The following is an 18,284-nucleotide window of genomic DNA, read 5'->3' on the forward strand; positions in this document are numbered from 1 at the left end:
ATATAAAATATTTAATGAATTATATAATTTTTGAAATGATATCATCTATAGTCTTTTTTATTAGATTTTTCTTCATTTCACATTGTTTTTTTTCTTTATCAAATGCATAAACATAAATCTTTAATTTTGGTTCTGTACCAGATGGTCTAATAGCATACCACGAACCATCATTGAACCAAAATCTAAGTACATCAGACTTAGGTAGATCTACAATATCTTCAATTTTAGAGATATTATTATCATCAGTAAAGTAATAAATTTTTTTCTCTAAATAATCGGCATATTTTTGCAATTTTAACTCAGATATATTTTTAGGGAACTCATTTCTAAAATGTTTCATTATTCTCTTAATTCGTTCCTGACCTGAAATGCCTTCTAAAATTAAAGAATAATTGTTTTCTAGTTCATATCCAAATTCCTGATAAATATTCTCTAATACATCTAGTAAATTTTTATTCAAACTTTTGTAGTAAGCATTCATCTCAGTAATTAACATGGAAGAAATTACTCCATCTTTGTCTCGAACAAAATTTCCCATAACATATCCTATACTTTCTTCAAAACCAAATAAAAATTCATATATTCCTTCTTCTTCCAATTCATTTTCTTTACCACATATATTTTTAAAACCAGTTAATGTTTCAAAAACAGTTAATCCATATTTTTGAGCAATTCTACTTGCCAAATCTCCTGTAACTATAGACTTAATAATAACATGATTGTTTTTTAGCGTTCCCTTCTCTTTCATACTTTCTAAAATATAATTAACTAAAAGTGCTCCTGTGATATTTCCTGAGAGCATAATATATTTATTGTTGTTATCTAAAACTTCCATCGAAACTCTGTCACAATCAGGATCCGTAGCCAGTAGAAGTTCTGCATTTTTTTCTGCACCTAGTCTTTTAGCTAATTCAAAGGCTACTTCATACTCAGGGTTTGGATTGGCTACACTCTTAAAATCAGGATCAGGATGTTCTTGTTCTTTAACAACAAATACATTTTTAAATCCTCTATCTTTAAGAACGCGTCTTACAAAATAATTACCTGTTCCATTTAGTGGTGTATAGACTAAACATATACTTTTATCTATTTCTTTGTCCCTCAAAGCTAGACCTTTAACTCGTCTAATATATTCTTCATCTACTTCTTTAGAAATATATTGAAGTAAACCTTTATTTAGGGCTTCATCTTCACTTATTTTTTTAATTTTTTCAAAGTCATAGCCTATCTGTTCAATTTTTTTGACTATTCCATTGGCAATATCATCTTGAATTTGTGAACCTTTATCCCAATAAACTTTATAACCATTATATTCTTTTGGATTATGACTAGCAGTAATTACAATTCCTGCAGTTGTTTTTAGAAATCTTACAGCAAATGATAAAACAGGTGTGGGTCTAATATCTTCAAATAAATAAGCTTTTATACCATTTGCTGCTAAAATTAAAGCAGATAGTTTAGCAAATTCCTTAGACATATGTCTCACATCGTAGGCAATAGCTACGCCCATTTTGCATCTTTCTATACCATAATCTTTTATATAATCTGCTAAGGCTTGTGTAGTTCTGCCTACAGTGTACACATTCATCATATTACTGCCTATACCTATCTTTCCTCTCAATCCTGCAGTTCCAAATTCAAGATCTTTATAAAATCGCTCTTTAATCTCATCTATATTATTTTTTATAGCTTCCAGTTCACTCTTTGCAATTTCATCAATATATGGACTTGATAACCAAGTTTTATAAACTGCTAAATAGTCTCTCAATTGCAATATTCCTCCTTAGAATATCATTATGATGTTAAATAAAATACATCTAAATAAAATTATTTACCTATAAGAACTATAGAACTTTTTGATTGCACCAAATAAGAATCTTCTAAAACTGGGTCAGGTTTATCAAGAAAATCATTCGGAAAATCTTGTGAAGTATCTATAACTCTATACCATTTTTTATTACTAGGCAATATAGGGAGCTTGAAAGTTAAATCATTTATCCAACTATTTAAAGCTACATAAATATCATTATCTCCTTGCTCACAACCTGTGATAACATCTTCTCCACTAATCATAAAGGCAAGACTATGAGAAAAATAACTAAAATCCGGTTGGAAAGGATTGATACCGTGCCAAGTAATATCCGCCATTCCATTTCCAGAGATGTCTCTTCCAGTGAAAAATCTATCTCTTCTCAATGCGCAATGATGTTTCCTGAATTCAATAAGTTTCTTTACAAAAACAAAAATATCTTGAAATTTTTCCTTTCTTTTCCAATCAACCCACGAAATGTAATTATCTTGACAATAGGCGTTATTATTGCCATATTGAGTTCTACAAAACTCATCACCCATTAAAATCATAGGAATACCTTGAGATACCATTAAAATAGTAAAAAAGTTTTTGATTTGCTTTTTCCTTAAGTGTATAATGTTAGGATCTTCAGTTTCTCCCTCAAATCCATAATTATAACTGTAATTTTCGTTAACCCCATCAAGATTATTTTCTCCGTTTGCCTCATTATGTTTTGAGTTATAGGATACTAGATCCCACATAGTAAAACCATCATGAGAGGTTATCAGATTTACACTGTGATAAGGTTTTCTTCCTCTCTTTTCAAAAAGGTCAGGACTTCCAGCAATTCGTGTTGCAAGATCCGCAACAGTTCCTTGGTCACCCCTAACAAATCTTCTTACTGTATCGCGATATTTTCCGTTCCATTCAGCCCATCCTGTTGGAAAATTGCCAACATAATAGCCACCTGCTGCATCCCAGCCTTCAGCGATTAATTTAGTTCCTGCTAGCAAAGGATCGTCAGCTATATCTTTTAACAATGAAAGATCCCCTATCCAATTTCCTTTTGAATCTCTTCCTAAAATAGAAGCTAAATCAAATCTAAAACCATCCACATGCATTTCAGAGACCCAGAACCTTAAACTTTCGATTATCATTTCTTTAACAACATAGTGGCTAGAATTAATGGTATTACCAGTACCAGAAAAATTTTCATAATATCGTTTGTTATCTTTTAACATATAATAGACATCATTTTCTAAACCTTTAAAGTTGAGGGTTGGGCCTAATTCATTTCCTTCTGCAGTATGATTATATACAACATCTAAAATAACCTCCATACCATTTTTATGAAGTTCCTTAACTAGATCTTGAAATTGAATTACTTCTTCTCCAATTTTCAAACCATACCGATAGTTACTAGTCACTGAAAAAAAGCTTATTGGATTATAACCCCAGACATTTTTAAGTTTTTCACCTGTTATAGGATTTATATTACTATTATCTTTCATGCTAAAAGCGAATATAGGCATTAATTCAATAGCATTTACACCGAGTTCTTTCAAATAATTGATTTTATCTATTATTCCATAAAAGGTTCCCCTATGATTAACTTGAGAATTAGGATTTATGGTAAATAATCTTACGTGCATTTCATAGATAATTAAATCGTTTAAAGAATGTCTGGGATGCTCATCATCTCCCCAATTATAGTTACTAGTATCCCAAATTACAGTCTTGCAATTAGAACTAGCAGAATCTATTAAAGAAAAACTGAGGTCTAGTTGAGGATTATTTTTTTCGTATCCATAAATCGAGACATCTAAAGGATCAAATTCTCCTGATAAGACTTTAGCATATGGATCCAATAAAAGTTTGTTGCGATTAAATCTAAATCCTTTATAAGGTTCATATGGTCCATCTACTCTCCATCCATATGTAAATCCCGGTCCAATTCCTTCAATAAAAACATGCCATATATCTCCCGTGCGATTAACTTTCTTATCCAAAATATAGCTAAACGAAGGTTTATCCTCGAAATAATGATCATATAATTCAATTATAACAGACGAACCATTTCTAGTATAGACCCCAAAATTTACTCCTTTTTGATTTATAGTAGCGCCTAATATAGGCTTACCTTTTGAAACTTTGAATTTAGTGGATTTATTTTCCATTATAATGCACCTACTCAAAATAATTATGTAAAATATTAAAAATCACTTATTTATAACCATATAAAATATAGAATAAATAAGACGCATAATAAATAAACCATCCAATGAACTTCTTTTCCTTTTCCAGTAAATAGTTTCAATATTGGATAGGTTATAAAACCAAGTGCTATACCATTTGATACTGAATAAGTTAAAGGCATAGTAATCATTGCTATAAATGCTGGAATTACTTCGGTAAAATCATCCCATTGAATTTTTAGAATATTCGATAACATCATTACTCCTACAATAATTAAAGCAGGTGCAGTAGCAGCAGAGGGAACAGTAGCAATAATAGGCCTGAAAAATAAAGATAGAAAAAATAAAATTGATACAACTACTCCAGTTAGACCTGTTCTTCCTCCAGCAGAAACACCTGAAGCAGATTCTACATAAGTTGTAACAGTGCTAGTTCCAAAAAGGGCTCCTCCAGTAGTTGCTATGGCATCTGCAAGCATAGCTTTGTCTGCTTTTGGAAGCGTTCCGTCTTCTTTTAAATAACCTGCCTGTTGACTAACACCAATTAAAGTACCTGCAGTATCAAAAATGTCTACGAATAAAAAAGAAATCATTACACCAATCATTTCGAAGCTGAATGCAGAATGTAAATCAAGTTTAAATAAAACAGTAGACCAGTCAGACATTTTAGGAAGGGCGATAATACCTTCAGGAATAGGCGTTACACCGTTAAATAAACCAAGAATTGTTGATATGATAATACCCAACAAAAGAGCACCTTTGATTTTAAGAGAAAATAAAATTGCAGTGATAATCAATCCTAAAATCGCAATTAGAGAAGGACCTGAAAATAATTGTCCCATAGTTACTAAGGTAGAAGGATCGGCAACTACAATTTTGGCATTTTGTAAACCAATAAACGCTATAAATAAACCAATACCAGCACTAATTGCCGTTTTTAAAGACATTGGAATTGAATTAACCAAGGTTTTTCTTATTGGAGTTAAACTTAATATAATAAAGATAATACCCTCAATAAAGACTAAACCTAGTGCCGTTTTCCAGCTAACTCCCATTCCAATAACAACAGAATAAGCAAAAAAAGCATTTAGTCCCATGCCAGGAGCTAAAGCAAATGGGTAGTTTGTTAGAAAAGCCATCGATAACGTTCCTAAAATAGACGAAACAATTGTGGCAATAAAAACTCCATTATATGGCATACCTGTTTCGCTCAGTATAGCGGGATTAACAAAAATAATATAAGACATTGTGATAAATGTAGTAATACCTGCCAAAATTTCCGTTTTAACATTAGTTTGGTTTTCTTCTAATTTAAACAGCCTTTCAAAGATGCTTTTTTCTTTATTAGCGCTCATGTAATTCCTCCTTTTAGATTAAAATTAGATAGAATTGATTAATTTTGAAATTAATACAATAACTATTCTATATTTTATCATCTTTTTTGTTTTTTAGTATGATAAAAAAAACTATCGTTCAAGTATTATTCAAATATTAGAGAATATATTTCTTTAAAAATGTATGTTATAATTAAATTAATAATTTCAAAAACAAAGAACAAAGGAGGTTCTCTATGTTTAATTTTTTCAAAAAAAAGGTTCAAAAAAATAATTCAGAACAACGAAATATTTTCTATGAAGAAAAAAATGCACTTATAGTATATTTTAAATGCAATAAATGTGGAGAAACTTTTAAAAGCTATCTTAGAAAAGGATATGATATTATCAATGATTATGACAATGATGGTTTTATAGTAGATAAAGAATATATTGGTTCTAAATGTCCTACTCGTATACATTTGCATGCCTCTTTCGATCGAAATTACAATTTACTTAATTATACATTAGATAACGGAAAGATTATAACCAAAGAAGAATGGGAGAATGAAAAAAATGAATCAAAAAAAAGATAAAAATATTAATGTATTTGAGTATAGACCGGTTAGACCTTTTCTTCAAATACCCGAAAAAGTTTTAATGTATATTTTGCAATTAACACCCTCTTCATTTGCAAAAGTATACTTGTATTTATACAACATAAGTTACGGTATGGGTCATGATTACACAATCACTCATACTAGTGTTAGAGAAATAGCTTCAAATTTAAATATTAGTATTGGAAGAACACAAAACGCCATTACATACTTTAAGAAAATTGGCGCTATAGAAAAAATTGAATCTCGTGCTGTTATAGGTACTAAATTTAGGGTAAATGTTCCTGAATATTCATCAAACAGTGGTAATTGGTTCTTTACTACACCTGATAAGGTAAGATATTTAATGATGAAAGAAAAATTATTGACTTCGGAAAAAATAGTAACTTCCAAAATTAAAAGATATAAATCAGTTAAAAAGTCTTTAGATCAACAACTTTTTGATGAATTTAAGGAGTAATGTCACCACCCACCTCTTAAACTCTGACGAATTTTGAAGTGGGAGCTTCTAAAAAGCACTAGTTGATTAGGCTAAATGCTTAGAGTATTATCTTATCCACGAATGTATAGAAACCTCAGGATGTACAACCAAGTCTCATGCTCTGCCGGTAGTGAACAAACAGTTCTATGGGTAAGAACAATTGTTGCTACCATGAAACCGTGAATAGTGGATATTTTGATTTAAGTAAGTTAGAAGGTACTATAATTCATAGAAATGTCAGTTATAAGAAATTGACATTGATTAGTAAAGTCAAAACACTTTTATTTGAAAGGAGTGAGTAGCACATTCATCTCCACCCTATAAAGGATGGAGTATCCTGTGCTTAAAATGGATGAATCAGCCAACTATCAATTTAGTAATAGATAAATCAAACCAAAATATGGTATTGCCATTTTTATCTAAGGAAACCTCTATAGATAAAATGCTAACAAATGTTGGAGAAATAATATATATAAAAAATGGTATGGCTATAATAGAATATGATGATTCATTTCTATTTTTAAAATATGATGAAAGGCTTCCCCTTCATGAAGGTTCTAAAGTTAAACTAAATTTCACTGATAATTTAAAAAATGCAAAAACAAATATTCAGATGAAGCTTCTTGGCGAATTTTTCAAAAATGAAATCAACATAAATATAAAATTTCTTCAAAATAGTAATTGTAATATTATAAGAATATATGATAGAAACATAACCAACACGCAAAAATTAAGGCTTGTAAATTGGCTGAATGATTTCTTATCTGAATTCGATAAAAAATGTAATGATCTTATGTTTGATAAATTTCAGAAGGATGATATAAATTCGTGTGGACTATTTGTAAAAAAAGTTTTAGAAAAATTAATCAATTCAATATATTTAAATTCTTTTACTTTTCCCTCACCTACTGAAATAGCAAAAAAAATTACTAATTACATTAAATTTTTTCTCTTTAATGAACAAGATTATACATCTGAAAATAATTCTTTTAAAAAATTTATAGAAGATGAAACGCAAGATATTCAAGAAGGAATAATTAGACAGAAAAAAATAAACATTAATAAAGAAAAAATATCTTTTGAAAATATCAAAATTGATAAAAATATAGACTCATACCTTAAAATAAAAAATCTAGTAAATCAAGAACAACATACGGTTATTTTTACTATAATATTTAACCTTCCTATATATTTACATATTGATCAAGACTACAATCAAGATTCATATAAAAAAAACAATGAACATGTATATAAATTCTCAATCGTTTTACTAACTAAAAAATTTGGCGTTGTTGAAAGTAATATCAACTTAATAAATAATACTATCTATATTACTTTTGAACTAGAGAAAAACAAAGAATACTTTTTATCTAAGATACCTGATTTAAAACAAAGTTTATTAGAAAATAAATTTAATATTGAAAATATTAATGTTTTATGATAATTTATTATTAATATGATAAATAACAATTATCGTTCAAGTATTAGCTTAATAATTTACCTACCATATAAAATTTATAAAAAAGTCGGCTAATTTATGCCGACTTTTTTACTGAGAAAATTATTTATTTTTTATAGAATAAAATGCCTTCAAACCTCTAAATTCTCCAACCTCTCCAAGATTTTCTTCAATCCTTAATAATCGGTTATATTTCGCAATTCTATCAGTTCTTGATAAAGAACCAGTTTTGATGAAACCAGCGTTAGTTCCAACTGAAAAATCTGCAATAAATGTATCTTCTGATTCTCCTGACCTATGAGAAACAACTGCGGTCATTCCATTTTTATATGCTAACTCGATAGCGTCTAAAGTTTCAGTAACAGTTCCAATTTGATTTAACTTAATTAGAATAGAATTTGTTGCATTAACTTCAATACCCTTCTGTAATCTTTTTACATTAGTTACATATAAATCATCACCGACTACTTGTATTTTGTTTCTTACCTTTGCTGTAAAGTTAGAATAAGTATCCCAATCTTCTTGGTCAAATGGATCTTCTATAGATTTTATAGGATATTTATTGATTAAATTGATATAATATTCAGAAAGTTCATTTCCACTCATTTCTTTTCCATCTATAGAATACTTTTTGGTTTCTTCATTATAAAACTCAGAAGCAGCAGCATCTAAAGCAATAAACACTTGTTCCCCAGGCTTATATCCGGCAAGTTGAATTGCTTTAATTATGTATTCAATAGCTTCTTCGTTTGAATTAAGATTAGGTGCAAATCCACCTTCATCACCCACGGATGTAATATGACCTTCTTTTTTCAATAACTTTTTTAAATGTTGAAATATTTCAGCTCCTGCTCTAAGTGCATCTTTAAAATTAGAAAAACCAGCAGGCATAATCATGAACTCTTGAATATCTAAGTTATTATCTGCATGCTCTCCACCATTAATTATATTCATCATAGGAACGGGCAGTACCTTAGCATTCACACCCCCTATATATTTATAGAGAGGTATACCTAAAGATTTCGCAGCCGCTCGAGCTACAGCCATTGAAACTGCTAAAATTGCATTTGCCCCTAGATTTTGTTTATTTTCTGTTCCATCCAATTCTAACATTGTTTTGTCAACTTTCACTTGATCAAAAGCATTAAGTCCAACAACTTCCTCAGCTATAATTTCATTAACATTTTTTACTGCTTTGGTTACTCCTTTTCCAAGAAAATAATTGGGATCTCCATCTCTTAATTCTAAAGCTTCAAATTTTCCTGTAGACGCACCTGACGGAACAATGGCTGATGCTTTTGTTCCACTTGACAAAAGAACCATCGCTTCAACCGTTGGATTGCCTCTTGAATCCAAAACTTCTCTAGCTTGAACAGCGAATATTTCGTTATAATAACCACCGAACAATAAAAACACCTCCTGTTTGAAAATAAAAATAAAAAATAATTTTATTCAATAAATATTTAATCTTCTGGATAAACAAGAGTACCTATTTCTTCACCTTTCACCGCTTTTAATAAGCTTCCTTTATCAAAAAAATTGATAATTATTATAGGAAGTTTATTTCTTTGACAAATAGAAAAAGCCTCTGTATCCATTACTTTTATATCTTGACTTATAGCATCACTAAAAGAAATTTTATCAATTTTATATGAATCAGGAAATTCTTTAGGGTCTTTGTTATATATACCATTTACCTTCGTAGCTTTAATTAAAATTTCTGCATCCATTTCAACCGCTCTAAGAGCAGCAGCAGTATCAGTAGTAAAAAGCGGGTTCGAGGTACCTCCAGCAAAAATGACAATATATTCTTGTTCAAAATAGAAATCAACCAAATCATATTTAAATGGCATAACAGAAGGTAAATTAACAGTGTTTGAAAAAACAATACTTTTAAAACCATTTTTATCCAGAAAATGTTTTAAATAAATAGAATTCATAACGGTACCCAGCATGCCTAACTGATCAGCCATCTTTGTTTTAAATCCTTCAAGTTCAAGTTCTTTACCTCTAAAAACATTACCTGCACCTATGACAATACCTATTTTGACATTTAAATCGTAAACCTTTTTTAATTCACTAACTAAATAATTAGAAAAATTTGTGTCAAATCCTTTTTTTCCTTCACCGGATAGAGCTTCTCCACTCAATTTTAACAATATTTTTTTATACATAGATTAGACAAGCTCCTTTCAACAATAGTTTATACACAAAAAGGTGTGTATTAAAAAATCAAAAAGAGTGGAAATTCCGCTCTTTTTGATTTTGATCTTATTCACCCACAGCAAATCTAGCAAATTTTGCTATAGTAATATTTTCTCCAACTTTTGCAACTAATTCAGTAATTAAATCTTTGATTTTTTCCCCTTCTCCAAAAACATATTCTTGTTCTAATAAACATTGTTCTTGAAAAAATTTCTCTAATTTATTTTCAATTATTTTTTCTCTAACATTTTCTGGTTTATTTGAATCTTTAAGTTCCTCAGCATATATTTCTTTTTCTTTATTTATCACTTCTTCTGGTACTTCTTCTCTTGAAATCCATTGAGGGTTCATTGAAGCGATTTGGAAACAAATTTTCTTAGCTAATTCATGAAACTCATCTGTTCTCGCAACAAAATCTGTTTCACATCCCAAAAGGAGCAATACACCTATCTTTTCATTATGGTGGATATAAGAATATACTATACCTTCTTTAGTGGCCCTATCTGCTTTTTTTGCAGCTTTTATTGCACCTCTTTTTCTTAATATCTCTACTGCCTTATCAACATCTCCATCAGCCTCTTCTAAGGCACTTTTACAATCTAGCATTCCTGCTCCAGTAGTACTTCTTAATATTTTAATTTTTTCAATAGATACTTCCATTAACTCAACCTCCTATTTATATTTATTTTTACTGTCTTCAAAAATTCTAAAATCCTCATTATATGTATGTTTCAGATTTAATCATTTATACAAACTATCTCCTTAATTCTAATACTCACTAAATCGTAATTTCATTAACCTTTTAGGTACTTGTAGCAAGAGAAGGAGAAGGATTACAACCTGAACCCATTATAAATTCTTTAAAATATATCTAATATATAACTCTGATTCTGCTTGTTTGCTTTTTCTTTCACTAATTAAGTTTACTTTCATGCTTAAATGTTAATAAATATCTTTTATAGAGCATTCATTTATATATTTATAACATAAATTTTTACTTATTTATTCTAACACAACAAATATTAATTTGCAATAAAAAACTGACTCAGTATATTGTTATTTTAGTAATTTTTCTTTTAATCTATCTTCTACGAACTTGGATACCCATTTACTAACATCACCACCATATTGGGCAATTTCTTTAATCATCGAAGACGATATAAAAGAATATTTAGTATCAGCCATTAAAAAAAATACTTCTAACTGAGGTAATAAAGATTTGTTTGCATGTGCCATCTGTAATTCATATTCAAAATCGCTTACTGCTCTGAGACCTCTTATTAAGTTATAAATTCTGTGGTTTTTTAAGTAATCAACTAATAAACCATCATATACATCTACAACAACATTTTGCATATGCTCAAAATCTCTCTTCACCATTTCTACACGCTCTGAAAGGGAAAAAAGATATTTTTTCTGAGGGTTGTTCATAACAATAACATAAATTTTATCAAATCTATCTCCAACTCTCTCTACAATATTGACATGTCCATTAGTAATAGGATCAAAACTTCCAGGATAAGCTGCATCTTGTTTTGGCATTATTATATCCCCAATCTATATTAATCAGTTATTATTCCAGAAGCTAATATCACTCCGTCTTCATCATAAATAGTTGCAAACTGACCTGGTGTTACTGCAAAAATTGGTTCTTTAAAATTAACTTTAATAACATCATCTGCAATCTTTGTAACAGTTGCAGGTTTTTCTTCACTTTTTTTTCGTACTCTACACAATCCATCAATAGTTTTAAAATCGATTAAAAAATTAACCTTAGTAGCAATAAGTTCATGTGAATATAATTTTTCTGTTGGTGCCATTACTAAAATATTTTTCTCTGGAATAATTTTGTATACATGAAGCTTAATCGGTGGAGATTTATAATATCTTATACCGGATCGTTGCCCTATCGTATAATTTAAATATCCATCATGAATGCCTATTTCATTGCCCTCTAAATCTAAAACCTTTCCTTCCTGAACATTAATCCCATTTTCTCTTAAAAATCTTCTGTAATCATTATCTGGAATAAAACAAAGTTCTTGACTATCCTTTTTGTTAGCTACACTTAGATCTAATTTTTGAGCCATTTGTCTGATTTCAGACTTATACATTTTCCCTAAGGGGAAAAGTAGATAAGGAACTACATCTTTCTTTATATACGATAGAAAATACGATTGATCTTTATAATTATCTACACCTTTCTTTAATACTTCAGAACTATATTTTCTTGAATATTCTCTAATTATATAATGTCCACTAGATATGTAATTTGCACCTATTTTCTTGCATATATCTATAGCTTTTCCAAATTTAAAATATCTATTACATAAAATACAAGGATTAGGAGTTTTACCAAATTTATATGTCTCTATAAAGTAATCGATTATTTTTTCTTTAAACTCATCCTTTATATCAACTATTTGAAAATCATCTAATTTTAATTTTTCGGCAACTTTGATTGCATCTGTTGTATCTGAAGGACTACAACATACTTTTTGTTTTTCAGGATATAAGGAAAACAAAATGTCATTTACAGTTTTAAAATGAAGACCATACACTTTATAATTTTGGGATTTTAATAAATAAGCAGCTATTGAACTATCAACTCCGCCACTCATTAGAATAACTACCTTTTTTATATCAGCTGTCAATCTCTACTTTACTCTCCTTGTCTAAAGTTTTTGCTCTTTCTAAATTTGCTACAGCAGTGCCATAATCTATAATATCCTGTAATGTCAATTTATCCAATTCCAAAATCATCGCATTATGTACTCTTTTCCACACAAACTCTACTGCACAGTTTATTTCTAATTTACATTCACCTGTAATGCAATCATAAGATTGTAATGGATTGTCAAGTACCTTCACTATTTCACTCAATTTGAGATTTTTTGGGTCTTTAGCTAAAACATAACCTCCATATTTTCCTCTTATTGATTTTAATATGCCCGCTTCTCTTAACTCACTAAATATTTTTTCAAGAAAATCTTTGGGAATATTTTGTCTTTCAGACAATTCAGAAATAGTTACACGTTCTTTTCCTTCATCTTTAGTTAGCACTGCCAATTCAAATAAAGCTCTTAATGCATAGCTACTTTTAACTGTAAGAGCCATTTTAAACTCACCTCATTTTTAAACATCTAAATTCTTAACCTTGATTATGATTGTGAATTAACAACATACACTGTTAATTTTTCTTCTGTTTTATTTGCTAATCGAACATCATTAACATAAATATCTATTTTGTTACCAACTATTTGTGAACCAGTATCTTGAACAATAAAATATCCATTGTTTGGCAAAGAGGATAATTCCGGAATATATACAACAGTTCCTAAAGGCAACACCTTAGGATCTGCAGCAATTGTTTGATAAGAAATTGGTTTATCACCAGATCTTGTTAATCTGAAAGTTGGAGAATACACTATTTTATCATCCCATTCAGTATAATATGTGGCTTTGAAATCTCCTATTTTCTTATAAAATAATCTTAAAGGATCTTTTGGTTCACCATTTTTCCATAACTCAATATTAACTATTTCACCATTTTTAGCTGTTCCCAGTGCTTTTGAGTTTTCAACCCAAGAATTTTGTGAGACATATAAAGTTCTAATATTACTCGTGACGGTGATAATACCATTTCCATGATCGATTTTTAAATAATAATTATTGTTAGCTAGTTTTCCAAGCTCAATTACTCTTCCAGGTAGTATAGAATAAATTTGTTCATCTTGAGCCAGAACACCTATACCACTTGATACCCCATTAACGTTTCTTTCACCAAATCTAATCACTATTCTATCATAATTCGAAGGACGGGTCTTTTCAAACGGCCAATTTATTAGTTCTTCAATATTACCAACAGGTATTTTAAGCTCTTGTCCAACTCTTATATTAGTTGATTGCAAATTATTTGCTTGCATAATAATTTGGACACCTTTATTTCCTAAGCTAAAGGCATTAGAAATACTTATTAGTGTATCTCCTGATTTTACTACATATTTAATTTCGTTAGATGAGCCTAGCAATTGAGTTACTTCCTTTTCTCCAAGAGTATAATATAACTCATTTATTTTAGAATTAATATCCTGTATTTGACCTAAATAAATTTCACTTAACGAATTTGGAGGTTGAATAATCGTTTTTTGTAACTCATTATTTAGGTTTTTAATTTGGTTTTCCAAATTTACAACGATATCTTCTAAAGATTTAATTTTTAATATATTTTCCGATTGATTTTGATAATATAATTTAGAAACTGCTTCCTCTGTTTTATAATCAACAATACTTTCAACATAACCTTCAAGATCGGCTTCTGTAATTTGCTTTTCTATCAATTCTTTTATGTTTCCGTTTTGAAGAAAATAAAACTCGGAATCTTGAAAACTTTTCTCCAAATAATTAACTTTTTCATTTAATTCATTAATATTATCAAAAATTAGCTTTTGGTCCATTTTTGGAATATTAACCAAAAGATTTTCTAATTCAGCAATTTGATTTTCTAGATTAATTATTCTCGCTTCTAACCCAGAAGTTTCATTAGTATTATTTGAATTCATTAAATTCAAATTAGAAGCACTTTCAAGTTTTTGTACCCTAAGATCTAAATCTAATAATTTATCGATATCTTCATAACTTCTTCCCTCATACAAATAATCTTCTAGCGTAACTATTCTTTTTTCTATATAATTATATTGATCTTTTACACTTTTTACCATATCATAATCATAACTATAGTTCATTGAATTTTGATAAATTTTGTCGGATAAACTGTTAACTTGACTTTCCATTTGGGTTAATCGATATTCTATTGCATATAATTGATTTTTAATAGCCTCCAATTCACTGTTAGGCAAAGTGGAAGTAGCTTGTTGTGGTTGAAAAAAAGAACATCCTGATAAGAGTAAAACAATTACTACACTCAAAGTCAATAGAATCATTTTCTGGAAACTCTTCACCTTAGCTCACCCCTCAGATTTTTTGCTGCCTTTAAATAAGGATTTGAGGAATTTTTATAATCTTTTAATAAGTAGTCTAAATATCGAGCAGCCTCTTTTTTACGATTAAAACGATAATTAATATATCCTAAATAAAATAAAGCAAAAATAAAATCATCTTCTTTAGAGAAATTTTGATATTCTTTCTCTAATAATTTTTCACAATAATATAAAATCCCCAATTCTTTTTCTTCATCATTTTTTTCGCGATAATACCAGCTTAATTTTATCATAATTTTTATTACTTCAAGCGTTTGGCCTAAAATAGAATATATCTCTGTAGCAATAAAAAGTTGGTCTCTATAAAATTCATCGGATTTTTCAAATGAATTATCAACTTCAGAGTTATAAATCGTTTTAATATATTCAAGAAATTGAGTTATTTTTATAAAATTATCATTTTTATTTACATAATCTACAATATTCTGCTTATCTTTTTCTTGAAAGGTAAATAAACAGTTTGGACAGGTAATTAAACTATACAGCGAAACATTTATCTCTCTATATTCAGGTTTTAAATCAAGGTCATAAGAGCTTACTTTTATAGACGTTGACGAAACTTTATCATAAGTAAATTCATTACCACAAATTGGACATTGAACAAAATCTTTTATAAAATCATCCATAATCTATTCCTCTATTCCTAGCAAAGCATTGCAATATTTAACAGGATCAAAAATTTGTAAATCGTCTTCTTTTTCTCCTAATCCAACTAATTTTATAGGTATATTAAGTTCATGATTAATTGCAAATGCTATACCTCCTTTAGCTGTGCCATCAAGTTTTGTTATTGCAACTCCAGTAATATCTATTGCTTCTTTAAAAGCCTTTGCTTGAATAATCCCATTTTGCCCAGTGGTACCGTCAAGTACCAATAATATTTCTTGCGGTGCGCCCTCTATTTCTCTTTGAACAACTCTTTTTATCTTTTTTAATTCGTCCATTAAATTGCTTTTAGTATGAAGCCTCCCGGCAGTATCAATGATAATGACGTCTTTGCTCTTTGCTTTAGCATGGCTAATTGCATCAAAAACTACTGCAGCAGGGTCTGAACCTTTTTGATGAGCAATAACGGTTGCATTTAATCTATTTCCCCATTCTTTCAGTTGTTCTATTGCAGCAGCGCGAAACGTATCTGCAGCTGCTAATACTACGTCTTTACCATAATTCATATATATTTTAGCTAATTTAGCAGCAGTTGTGGTTTTTCCACTTCCATTAACCCCAACTAATAAAACTACCAAGGGAGCGTTTGAGGTGTCTAAAATTAGTGGACTAGTACTCAAATGGCTGACCATTATATCTCTTAATATAAGTAAAGGATCTTCTTGATCTGTTATTTTATTGTGATATTTATCTTTTAATTCTTCTAAAATTTTTTCTACCACATCAACACCCATATCAGACATTATGAGAATTTCTTCAAGTTCTTCTAATGTATCTTCATCTAAAGTTCTTCCAGAAAAAATAGTCTTGATGTTATGAAATAGAGTTTTTCTTGTTTTAGTAAGTCCTTTCATAAATTTATCTAAGACACTCAATTCTTACATCCTCCTTATACTTTCATTTTACTGTCTTTACAAATTCTAAATCGGTATTATATATATGTTTTGCATTCATTTATTTACAAAATATCTATCAACTTCTAATCCTTACCAATTCTTAATTTCTTTAATCTTTTAATACTTGTACCGAGAAAAAAGGGGAAGGACTACGCCCTGGATCCATTATAAATTCGAAATTCCATTTTTAGAAAATCTTCATTGTTAAAGTCCTACTTTCAACTCTTAGGACTATTCTTAGGAATATTAAAATTATTTTAATTTAAAGATAAGGGGTAACTTTCTAATTTTGAATATTTTTTCAATCTTTACTATTTCATTAGTCAATAGATCAGAAGCATATAACGTAAAATCAACTGGAATTTCACCAAATCTGTCTTCCAAATTCAAAATTGCTAAATATTCGCTACTTTCGCCCTTCCATTTTAGTTCAATTATCCCTTTTGCTAACTCTCGCGCTGAAAATAAATCACACTGTGATTTAATTTCTTTTGAAAGCTTAATAACCTTTTTAAAATAATTAAGGAATTCATAATCTCCTTTATTCCATTTGATAGGATCTTTATCAAAAAGGCTTGGAAGTTTATCTAACATTAATTCCTGCCCAGCATATACAAGCGTAGCTCCAGGAAGCAATGAATAAAACATTGTCCAATTCTTTATTTTATTTTTTCCATTTAATAGAAAAGAAATTCTTGGATTGTCATGATTTTCTAAAAATCTCATCTTAACTGAGTTATTCGGTAACATGGTTTTTTGTAAATAAATTTGATTTAAAAAATAATCTAACCCTTTTTCTCCTCTAAAAAAAGAGTGTAGATACTCATAACCATCATAATCATAGGTTAAATCAAAAACATCATATAACTCAGCATCACAAGATACTTCAAATCCCCTATTTCTTAAACTATTCAAAAAATTAAGATCTAAACTTTCAGCAAGCCATATTAATTCTTTTTTTTGAGATATATATTCTTTAGCTCTTCTCCAGAAATCCAAGGGTATTAATGAAGCTACATCGCATCGAAAACCATCAACTCCAAGTTCTACCCACATTTCAAGAACACTTATTAAATATTCCCATAATTCCTTGTTGTTAAAATCTAAATCATATACATCATTCCACTCACTAACTTTCCTCGTAAAATTTCCTTTTTCATCCTTTAAAAACCATTCTGGATGTTTTTCAATCAAATATGAATCCATGGAAGTATGATTAAATACAATATCTATCATTATTTTCAGATCAATAGAATGAGCTTTATCTATTAGTTTTTTGAAAAAATCTTTATTTCCATATTCTAAAGATATCTCTTCATAATTTTTAATAGAATAAGGACTTCCATGTGTGCCCTTTCTTCCAACTTTACCCACCGGATAAAAAGGCATTAACCAAACAATATCAACTCCTAAGGCTTTTATCCTTTCTAGATCATTATATACATCATTAAAAGTTCCAGCATTTGCAAAATTTCTTGTAAACACTTCATAAATCACACAATTTTTTAACCATTTGGGTGTGTCTTTTGCCATGAAAAAATCCTCCTTCATTTTTTAATCGATTACAGCTGAAGTAGTTGCATATAATAATATAATATAAAAATTATAAATAGCAACCTTCAACAAAATGAATTATTTTTGCTACTGAATAATTATACCA

At 29.1% G+C, this 18,284-nt stretch carries 16 protein-coding genes; 3 read left to right on the forward strand and 13 right to left on the reverse strand.

Annotated elements, in window-relative coordinates; all coding sequences use genetic code 11:
- Window positions 1–19: 19 nt before the first annotated feature.
- The 3 genes from DTL3_RS07125 to DTL3_RS07135 are packed head-to-tail and all read right to left on the reverse strand — an operon-like array spanning window position 20 to window position 5,342.
- The gene (locus DTL3_RS07125) at window positions 20–1,768 is read right to left on the reverse strand and encodes a phospho-sugar mutase (RefSeq protein WP_045088122.1); all 1,749 of its coding nucleotides are present in this window, start codon (window positions 1,766–1,768) and stop codon (window positions 20–22) included.
- 59 nt (window positions 1,769–1,827) lie between these two features.
- On the reverse strand, window positions 1,828–3,969 hold the full coding sequence (gene glgX, locus DTL3_RS07130) for a glycogen debranching protein GlgX (protein ID WP_045088123.1): 2,142 nt from the start codon (window positions 3,967–3,969) through the stop codon (window positions 1,828–1,830).
- 50 nt (window positions 3,970–4,019) lie between these two features.
- Complete coding sequence (locus DTL3_RS07135; protein ID WP_045088124.1) at window positions 4,020–5,342, reverse strand: NCS2 family permease; 1,323 nt, start codon at window positions 5,340–5,342, stop codon at window positions 4,020–4,022.
- A 215-nt stretch (window positions 5,343–5,557) separates the two neighbouring features.
- On the opposite strand from DTL3_RS07135, the gene DTL3_RS07140 reads away from it, so the two are divergent.
- From DTL3_RS07140 to DTL3_RS07150, 3 genes are all read left to right on the forward strand, one after another.
- Window positions 5,558–5,896: a hypothetical protein gene (locus tag DTL3_RS07140; RefSeq protein ID WP_045088125.1), complete on the forward strand. Its 339-nt coding sequence runs from the start codon at window positions 5,558–5,560 to the stop codon at window positions 5,894–5,896.
- On the forward strand, window positions 5,877–6,377 hold the full coding sequence (locus DTL3_RS07145) for a hypothetical protein (protein ID WP_045088126.1): 501 nt from the start codon (window positions 5,877–5,879) through the stop codon (window positions 6,375–6,377). Before DTL3_RS07140 ends, DTL3_RS07145 begins: the two co-directional genes overlap by 20 nt.
- A gap of 373 nt (window positions 6,378–6,750) precedes the next feature.
- Window positions 6,751–7,839 carry a hypothetical protein gene (locus tag DTL3_RS07150; protein WP_045088127.1) on the forward strand — a complete coding sequence of 363 codons (1,089 nt, stop codon included), beginning with the start codon at window positions 6,751–6,753 and terminating at the stop codon, window positions 7,837–7,839.
- 120 nt (window positions 7,840–7,959) lie between these two features.
- On the opposite strand, the gene eno is transcribed toward DTL3_RS07150, so the two are convergent.
- The 10 genes from eno to DTL3_RS07200 form a co-directional block, all read right to left on the reverse strand.
- A complete protein-coding gene (gene eno / locus DTL3_RS07155) occupies window positions 7,960–9,264 on the reverse strand; it encodes a phosphopyruvate hydratase (RefSeq protein WP_045088128.1) in 1,305 nt (434 codons plus the stop codon).
- A 56-nt stretch (window positions 9,265–9,320) separates the two neighbouring features.
- Entirely contained in the window at window positions 9,321–10,031 is a 711-nt protein-coding gene (gene pyrH / locus DTL3_RS07160) for a UMP kinase (RefSeq protein ID WP_045088129.1), read from the reverse strand.
- 97 nt (window positions 10,032–10,128) lie between these two features.
- Entirely contained in the window at window positions 10,129–10,722 is a 594-nt protein-coding gene (gene tsf / locus DTL3_RS07165) for a translation elongation factor Ts (RefSeq protein WP_045088130.1), read from the reverse strand.
- A gap of 396 nt (window positions 10,723–11,118) precedes the next feature.
- Complete coding sequence (coaD, locus tag DTL3_RS07170; RefSeq protein ID WP_045088131.1) at window positions 11,119–11,604, reverse strand: pantetheine-phosphate adenylyltransferase; 486 nt, start codon at window positions 11,602–11,604, stop codon at window positions 11,119–11,121.
- Between the two features lie 20 nt (window positions 11,605–11,624).
- Entirely contained in the window at window positions 11,625–12,716 is a 1,092-nt protein-coding gene (gene mnmA, locus DTL3_RS07175) for a tRNA 2-thiouridine(34) synthase MnmA (protein ID WP_231853999.1), read from the reverse strand.
- Window positions 12,706–13,179 carry an RrF2 family transcriptional regulator gene (locus tag DTL3_RS07180; RefSeq protein ID WP_045088132.1) on the reverse strand — a complete coding sequence of 158 codons (474 nt, stop codon included), beginning with the start codon at window positions 13,177–13,179 and terminating at the stop codon, window positions 12,706–12,708. Before DTL3_RS07180 ends, mnmA begins: the two co-directional genes overlap by 11 nt.
- Window positions 13,180–13,223: 44 nt before the next feature.
- Entirely contained in the window at window positions 13,224–15,005 is a 1,782-nt protein-coding gene (locus tag DTL3_RS07185) for a 3D domain-containing protein (protein WP_144403499.1), read from the reverse strand.
- A 14-nt stretch (window positions 15,006–15,019) separates the two neighbouring features.
- On the reverse strand, window positions 15,020–15,688 hold the full coding sequence (locus DTL3_RS07190) for a DUF2225 domain-containing protein (RefSeq protein ID WP_045088134.1): 669 nt from the start codon (window positions 15,686–15,688) through the stop codon (window positions 15,020–15,022).
- Between the two features lie 3 nt (window positions 15,689–15,691).
- Window positions 15,692–16,603, reverse strand: a complete 912-nt coding sequence (ftsY, locus tag DTL3_RS07195; RefSeq protein WP_084217233.1) for a signal recognition particle-docking protein FtsY — start codon at window positions 16,601–16,603, stop codon at window positions 15,692–15,694.
- A 273-nt stretch (window positions 16,604–16,876) separates the two neighbouring features.
- Entirely contained in the window at window positions 16,877–18,157 is a 1,281-nt protein-coding gene (locus DTL3_RS07200) for an alpha-amylase family glycosyl hydrolase (protein ID WP_045088135.1), read from the reverse strand.
- Window positions 18,158–18,284: the final 127 nt, after the last annotated feature.

It is taken from the genome of Defluviitoga tunisiensis, from assembly GCF_000953715.1.
Lineage (GTDB): Bacteria > Thermotogota > Thermotogae > Petrotogales > Petrotogaceae > Defluviitoga > Defluviitoga tunisiensis.